Below are 6,791 nucleotides of genomic sequence, written 5' to 3'. Positions count from 1 at the left end.
CATGGTCCAGTTCAAAGAACTCCGCATTCTGATGCAACTCGACGTCGCCCAGAAGTTGCTGTACCTCGGCCAGGATGCGCGCCCACGCTTCCGCGTCCGGTGATTCGGTGTCCGCGTCTTCCTCAACCCGTTCCTCCAGAGCCTCAAGCGCCTGGTCCCAGGACTGGTCGTCGTTCTTCCATAGAAACCTGAGGTCGTAACTCATGCGACCGCACAGTACCCATCCCACGAGTGTTCTGCGTCGTCCACGTCGTCCGGAAGATCGCCGGACACGGGTCGCTGGCGACGACACAGCGCTATCTGCATCCGGACGCCCAGTCCATCGTCGATGCCGGGAACGCTCTCAGCGTCCATCTGAGCGTCAAGAACTCTAGGCGGTCCCCAGATGGTCTCCAGCTCCGTGCCGTGTAGATCAACGACAACCACCCGCATGATCACGAAAAAACCCGCTGACCTCGGCCTATGCCTAGATCGGCGGGTTTTCGTTACCGGTCGGTACAGCGGGATTTGAACCCACGACCCCAGACACCCAGCGGATTAAAAGGCGTATCAATCCGGAGCCTTCGGTGTCGGGAAGTGCCGTTCTGTCCGTGTTCAGCCCCGTTTCGGTGCCGGTCCGTGTCGCAGTTTGCCGTCCCGTACCGATTCCGCCGAGCCAACAGCGAGCCGACATAGTGCGGACGCCCCTGTGGTGGCCGTTGGCGACCGTGACCAGAAGTGCGCTGGGTCTCATCACGTGGAAGACCTCCCGAGGGCTGCGTGAGAATTGATGCCGGGTCGGGGTCGTCGGCCAACGGTGGCTGTGGTGCTCTCGCAGTTAAACCGCCCAACGAATCCACCTGGTGATCGGATCCACGGCCCTTGAGAGCAGTCCGTGTCGTCGGTGATCAGTCCGCACTCGTCGTGCTCGGATTCCATCAGCAGCCGGTCACTAATACTGGCGACCAGATCGCTCCCTTTCCCTCGTCCCGGCCGAGTTCCGCCATCGCGGTGATGATCCGCTTCTCCGCGGCGGTCAGGGAGCCGCACCGTGCTCGGTGAAGGTCGGCGACGTCCGCTGCTCCAGCCGGGAGCATCTGGCTCTTGCCCACGTGAGTGATGCATGCCACAGTAGCGGCACGCAGTGGCAAGGTTAGTGGCAATAATGACACCGCGTGCCATTCGCGAGATCAAGGAGCCGGTGCCCATGCCTGCTATGCCGTCCAGGGCCGTCATTGTCCGCGACCCGGCCGGGCGTCGTCGCACAACGTCGTCTCTACTCTGTTCGATCGTCGGCATCGTTCTTGCGACTGCGGTCCTGACCGCTGTGCCACTCGCCCGTGCATCCGCCGACGCTGTCCATCCTGGGAATGGACCTGATCCGACCCTCGTCCGAACGACGCTGGGTCCGATCACTGGGCGGAACGAGGGCCGGTCGAGCGGGACCTACTCGTGGCTGGGAATCCCCTATGCCGAGCCGCCGGTAGGCGATCTCCGATGGCGGCCACCGAAGCCCCACCGGTCCTGGGCAGAAGTCCGCCGCGCCCAGCAGTATGGGCCGGGGTGCACGCAGCCGGGACGCTTCTTCAGCCCGTCCCCGAATGGGCCGTTCTACGACCTGGCAGTGCGCGATGGGCTGCAACAGCCCGTCGGCGAGGAGGACTGCCTGACGCTGAACGTCTTCCGTCCGTCGACGTCGAAGCGTGACCTGCCCGTCGTCTTCTTCATCCACGGCGGGAGCAATGTCGTCGGCTATTCAGCGGATCCGATGTACGACGGGCGAGAACTGGCCAAGCGCGCCCAGGCCGTGGTCGTCACCGTGAACTACCGGGTGGGAATCTTCGGCTGGCTAGGCGCCGAAGGCTTGGGAGACAGTGACCCGCTGTCGACGTCCGGCAACTTCGGCACTCTTGACCTCATCGAAGCGCTCCGGTTCGTCGACCAAAATGCCCGACTGTTCGGTGGCGACTCCGACAACATCAGCGTCATGGGCCAGTCGGCGGGTGCGGTCAATGTCTGGTCCCTGCTCGTCTCCCCATTGGCGCGCGGAATGGTCGACAAGGCAATCCCGCTCAGCGGCGGCCTGAGCACCCGAAGTGTGGCCAACGCCAGGGCTTACGCTGACCGCGTCATGCAGGCTGTGGAGAGCGACTACCCGTCTTCGGACATGAGCGGTGTCGATTTGCTTCGTTCGCTCTCCGCCGACGACCTGGTGCGAGTGCTCGTCAAGCACCAACTCGACGCAACGCCGGCGGTCATCGCCGATGGCACGGTGATCCCGTCGGATCCGTACGCCGTGCTCGAGTCCGGGCTCGATCGCGATGTGCCCGTGCTCGCCGGGAACACCCTTGAGGAGGGGAAGCTGTTCGGCAGTTCGATCGGAGCGCACAAGCCGAGTGACTACGACCGGTTCACACTGCAGTACCGGTTCGATCCCGACAACCCCGGCACCCTGACCACCTCCGATCTGCTCAAGGACCAATACCTCCCGGTAGATAAGCCCGGTGGCTGGAACGACGCCGCCGCGGCGCTGACCGAGTCGATCTTCACGGGCATCAACCGGAATTCACTGAATGCGTTGGCTCGCAGCGGGAACCGATCGCTCTATCACTACAGGTTCGACTGGAACCAGGAGCCCGCGCCGTTCGACCAGGTGTACGGCGCTGTACATGCGATCGATCTGCCCTTCGTGTTCCACAACTTTAGGCGCAACGTGTTCTCGTACGCCTTCAGCCGGCAGAACCAGCCCGGACGACTCAGGCTGTCAGACCTGATGATCGCCAGCATCCGGAACTTCATCAACACCGGATCACCGCAGCACCGCGGACTCGGCCGCACCTGGGACCAGTGGCCGGCGAGCCTGGTGGTCGACGCGGACGATCAGCACATCCATCTCGGGTCAATGGCCGACGGGTGAGGGCCCTCTCCGCCGCCTGACGATGGCCGGGGCTCGGCCTCGCGGCGAAGACTTGGTAGCCGAGAGTCGGACTGGCGGTCTGCCCCGCCAGCCCGACTCTCGGCTGTCTATGTGGTGTGTCTTGTGTTGGGCGAGAAGGTCGCCGCTTCTACCGTGTGGGAGATCCTTCAGGATGCCGGGATCGATCCGGCGCCCGAACGAGTCGCCAGCACGTGGGTCGGCTTCCTGCGCTCCCAGGCCGACGCCCTGCTGGCCTGCGACTTCCTGGAGACCGTCACCCTGACCGGAACACGCATGTACGTACGGACGGTAATCGAGCACCGAACCCGCCGGATCCGCGTCCTAGACGCGACCGCGTCATGGATCATGCAGGCCGCCAGAACCTGGTCATCGACCTGGAAGAGGCCGGGTGCCGGGCACGATGGTTGATCCGGGACCGCAAGTACCCCGGACCGTTCGATACCGTTCTGGCTGACGCGGGAATCAAGATCGTGCTCACTGGTGTCCGCCTGTGCATTCCGCTTCCCCCGCCGATCATCGAGCTCGACCCGATCGGGCGTCTGAACATACGAAGACATCAACGCCTCGGCGGAATCCGCAACGAGTATCAGCATGTCGCGTGACCTGCACGGATAGGGTTTTCGGCATTCGCAGGCCCGCATCGGAGCCGCCCCGCGCGCCTGGCCGAACTGAATGTTCGAGCCGCACGGCCGCCTGTGGTTCTGCTCCGGCCACATCTTCATCGGCCGCTGATCGGAGCCGTCAGGTTCGGGCGACCATCTTCAGGGCCAGACCGGCGTAGAAGTCGCCGAGTTGTTCGGGGGTGTCGGGGCCGTCGAGCCGGTACCAGCGGACGAGGTCGATGCACAGTGACAGCATCGCGCGCGTGACCCGCGTGACGTCCGACTGGGCGAACGACTCGTCGGCGACGCAACGGGCGACGATCTCGCGGAAGAGATCGTTGGTCTGATGGCGCAGCTCAAGTATCTGGTCGTAGTGCTCGGCGGTGAGACCGGTGAGCTCCATCTGGCAGACCCGGGCCGTCACGTGATGGCGGGCATGCCACGTGGTGTACCTGGAGACGATGTTGCGGAGCCGGTCCGCCGCGTCCGCCGCGTCCAGGACGGACGGGTGCCGGACGTACTCCAGGACGCGCTCGTGGCCGACCCGGATGATCTCGAACAGGACCAGTTCCTTCGACGGGAAGTGGACGTACAGCGCCGCCGGGCTGAGGCCCATGCCCTCGGCGATGTCGCGTGTGGTCGTGGCGTGGAAACCGTTCGCGGCGAAGCACCGCACGGCAGATGTCAAAAGGCCGCGCGGGACCTCCGCAAGCTCCGCGCTCCAGAGCTCGGGGGAGTGGTCCCGCAGGCGCGGATCGGCCGCCATCTCCTGCGGGGTGAATCGGGCCTGCCGTCTTGCCATCCGCGTCGCTCGCCCCCTTCGAGACTGATGCATGGTACCGACGCGGCCCTCCCTCGCATGGTCCCGTGCCATTGCGTGGGCGCTGTGAGCCTTGACACAGGTCATCCTAGCTGGTGACTATGCGCTTAGTCACTTTCGGGCGCCGGTCTCGCCGCCGGCGTGCTCGGGCTAACCCTGCTGGCCACCGCGTGCGGCGGCCAGTCGGGCTCCGCAGGCACCTCAGGGAAGTCGCTCGAAGGCAAGACGATCGCTCTGGTCGGCTACGGAAAGTCCAATCCGTGGGGCGCCTACTACAACAAGGTGTTCGCGGACCGGCTGGCGTCCACCGGCGTCGAGATCAACGACCTGACGACGATGGACCCGGGCACCCAGGTCCAGAAGTTCAACCAGGCCGTCGCGCAGAAGCCGGATCTGATCGTCACCACGATGCTCGACACCAAGGCGATGGTGGTGCCGATCAAGAAGGCGAAGACCGCCGGGATCCCGGTGCTCGCCGTCGACGGCCGTCCCGATCCGGCGGTCGCCGCCGACGTCATGGCGGTGCTCTCCGACAACGAGAAGCTCGGCGAGTTCGCCGCGCAGAACATCATCGAAGGGCTGAAGGCGCAGGACCGCACTTCAGGGAACGTCATCGTCCTCGCGGGCACCAAGTCCATGCTCGTCACCCAGGACCGCATGAAGGGCTTCAACCGCGTGATGGCGACCGCTCCGCAGTACAAGGTCGTCGACGAGCAGGACGCCAGCTGGGACCCGCAGCTTTCCGGCACCATCGCCCGGCAGCTCCTCGCCAAGCACGGCAAGGACGGGGTGCAGGCCGCGTACGGCATGGCCGACTACATGGCCCTGCCGATCATCCAGGCGGCCAAGCAGGCGGGCTTCCCGGTCGGCGGCAAGGACGGACTGGTCGTCACCGGCGGCAACTGCTTCAAGGCCGGTATCGACTCCGTCAGGGCGGGCGAGCTCTACGGCACGGCCACGGAGGATCCCGGCACGATCGCCGCGCAGACCGCCGACTACGTCGTCCGGTTCCTGACGGACAAGAACCCGCCGCGGCAGGAGATCGTCAAGGAGGCGCGGATCACCGGGGCGAACGTGGCCCAGTACGCCGAGCAGTGCAGCCACGCGTGAGCGCAGCGGAAACCGGGCGGTCCCACGGCGGCACCGAGGTGCGCGTCGAGGGACTGGCCCGCTCGTTCAACGGCGTCCCCGCGGTCCGGGACGTCTCCTTTACCGTCGGGCCAGGCGAGATCCACGGCCTGTGCGGCCACAACGGCGCGGGAAAGAGCACCGTGGTGCGGATGCTGTCGGGGGAGCTGGCGCCCGACGCCGGGCGCATCGTCATCGGCGGGGACGAGGTCGAGCTGCGCAGCCGCCAGGCAGCCCAGCGCGCGGGCGTGGCGCTCGTCGACCAGGAGCTGAGCGTCGTCCCGGCGCTGACCGTGCTGGAGAACGTTCTCCTCGGCGACATCGACGCACCCTTCGTCAACCGAAGGCGCAAGGCGGCGGCGCGCTGCCGCCGGATCCTGGACGACATGGGCCTGGAGCACATCAGCCCTGACCAGCAGCTTTCGGCACTGAGCATCGGCACCCGGCAGCTCGTCGAGATCGCCAAGGCGCTGAGCCAGAACGCCCGGCTGGTGATTCTGGACGAGCCCACGGCCACGCTCAGCGACGCCGAGAGCGAGCACGTGTTCGCGGCGATCCGGCGGGTCGCCGCCACCGGCTGCTCGGTCATCTTCGTCTCGCACCGGCTGTCGGAGGTGCTGGAGCTGTGCGACTCGGTGACCGTCCTGCGCGACGGCCGCGAGGTCGCCACGACCCCGGCGAAGGACCTGACGGTGGACGAGCTGATCGTGCGGATGCTCGGGGAGGCGCTCCACCGTCCCGCCGCCGTCCGCGAGCCCGCCCAGGACCTCGCCCACGCGCTGCGGATCGAGCACCTGCGCGTGCCGGGACGCCTGGACGACTTCACCCTCACCGCGCAGGCGGGCGTCATCTACGCGCTGGCAGGACAACTCGGCAGCGGCGCGTCCGACGTCCTGCGCGCACTGGCCGGCCTGCACCCGAAGGCGACCGGAACCGTCGAGCTGCACGGCAGGCCGGTTCCGTTCCGCGACCCGGTCGGCGCCGCGCGCGGCGGCATCGCCTTCGTTTCCAACAACCGCAAGTCCGAGGGCCTGTTCCTGGACAAGTCCGTCGCGTCGAACCTCGTCGCGACCCGCCTGCCCGGCCTGGGGCGGGGCGGCGTCCTGAACCCGCTGCGGGAACGCCGCACCGCCCGCTCGCTCGCCGAACGGTCGGGCCTGCCTGAACAACGACTCGGCCATCGCGTGGCGACCCTGAGCGGCGGCAACCAGCAGAAGGTCTTCGTCGGCCGGTGCCTGGAACGCGAGGACGTCCGCGCCCTGCTGCTGGACGAGCCCACCCGCGGCGTCGACATCGGCGGACGGGTGGCGATCCACGGGCTGCT

8 protein-coding genes are annotated in these 6,791 nt (G+C 66.7%); 5 read left to right on the top strand and 3 right to left on the bottom strand.

The window, feature by feature from the left end; all coding sequences use genetic code 11:
* The coding region (locus HKK72_RS34065; RefSeq protein ID WP_222721485.1) for a hypothetical protein at window positions 1–205 on the bottom strand (205 nt) is incomplete at its 3' end.
* Window positions 202–438 (bottom strand): hypothetical protein, encoded by a 237-nt coding sequence (locus HKK72_RS34060; protein WP_187238534.1) that lies wholly within the window; start codon window positions 436–438, stop codon window positions 202–204. The genes HKK72_RS34060 and HKK72_RS34065, both read right to left, overlap by 4 nt.
* A 423-nt stretch (window positions 439–861) precedes the next feature.
* Between HKK72_RS34060 and HKK72_RS34055 the strand changes: the two genes are divergently transcribed.
* The 3 genes from HKK72_RS34055 to HKK72_RS40290 all read left to right on the top strand — a co-directional run bounded on the left by HKK72_RS34055 (window position 862) and on the right by HKK72_RS40290 (window position 3,325).
* Window positions 862–1,041 carry a hypothetical protein gene (locus tag HKK72_RS34055; protein ID WP_187238533.1) on the top strand — a complete coding sequence of 60 codons (180 nt, stop codon included), beginning with the start codon at window positions 862–864 and terminating at the stop codon, window positions 1,039–1,041.
* A 103-nt stretch (window positions 1,042–1,144) separates the two neighbouring features.
* Window positions 1,145–2,896, top strand: a complete 1,752-nt coding sequence (locus tag HKK72_RS34050; RefSeq protein ID WP_315987590.1) for a carboxylesterase/lipase family protein — start codon at window positions 1,145–1,147, stop codon at window positions 2,894–2,896.
* Between the two features lie 123 nt (window positions 2,897–3,019).
* On the top strand, window positions 3,020–3,325 hold the full coding sequence (locus HKK72_RS40290) for a hypothetical protein (RefSeq protein ID WP_222721483.1): 306 nt from the start codon (window positions 3,020–3,022) through the stop codon (window positions 3,323–3,325).
* Between the two features lie 333 nt (window positions 3,326–3,658).
* Here the strand turns inward: HKK72_RS40290 and HKK72_RS34040 are convergent, their stop codons facing one another.
* Complete coding sequence (locus tag HKK72_RS34040) at window positions 3,659–4,321, bottom strand: TetR/AcrR family transcriptional regulator (RefSeq protein ID WP_187238532.1); 663 nt, start codon at window positions 4,319–4,321, stop codon at window positions 3,659–3,661.
* Between the two features lie 159 nt (window positions 4,322–4,480).
* On the opposite strand from HKK72_RS34040, the gene HKK72_RS34035 reads away from it, so the two are divergent.
* Both HKK72_RS34035 and HKK72_RS34030 read left to right on the top strand, forming a co-directional pair.
* Window positions 4,481–5,449, top strand: a complete 969-nt coding sequence (locus HKK72_RS34035; RefSeq protein WP_187238531.1) for a sugar ABC transporter substrate-binding protein — start codon at window positions 4,481–4,483, stop codon at window positions 5,447–5,449.
* Window positions 5,446–6,791: sugar ABC transporter ATP-binding protein (locus tag HKK72_RS34030; RefSeq protein ID WP_187238530.1), on the top strand; the 1,346-nt coding region annotated here is incomplete at its 3' end. The genes HKK72_RS34035 and HKK72_RS34030, both read left to right, overlap by 4 nt.

Origin of the sequence: Actinomadura sp. HBU206391, from assembly GCF_014323665.1 — a bacterium.
Lineage (GTDB): Bacteria > Actinomycetota > Actinomycetes > Streptosporangiales > Streptosporangiaceae > Actinomadura_C.
The sequence above is the reverse complement of the archived record's forward strand: the minus strand, read 5'-3'. Positions and strand labels throughout refer to the sequence as shown.

What these genes read in the sequence shown, in the direction of transcription:
- HKK72_RS34050 (WP_315987590.1), top strand. Translation starts at nt 1,145, where the DNA reads ATGACACCGCGTGCCATTCGCGAGATCAAGGAGCCGGTGCCCATGCCT.
- HKK72_RS34040 (WP_187238532.1), bottom strand. Translation starts at nt 4,321, where the DNA reads ATGGCAAGACGGCAGGCCCGATTCACCCCGCAGGAGATGGCGGCCGAT.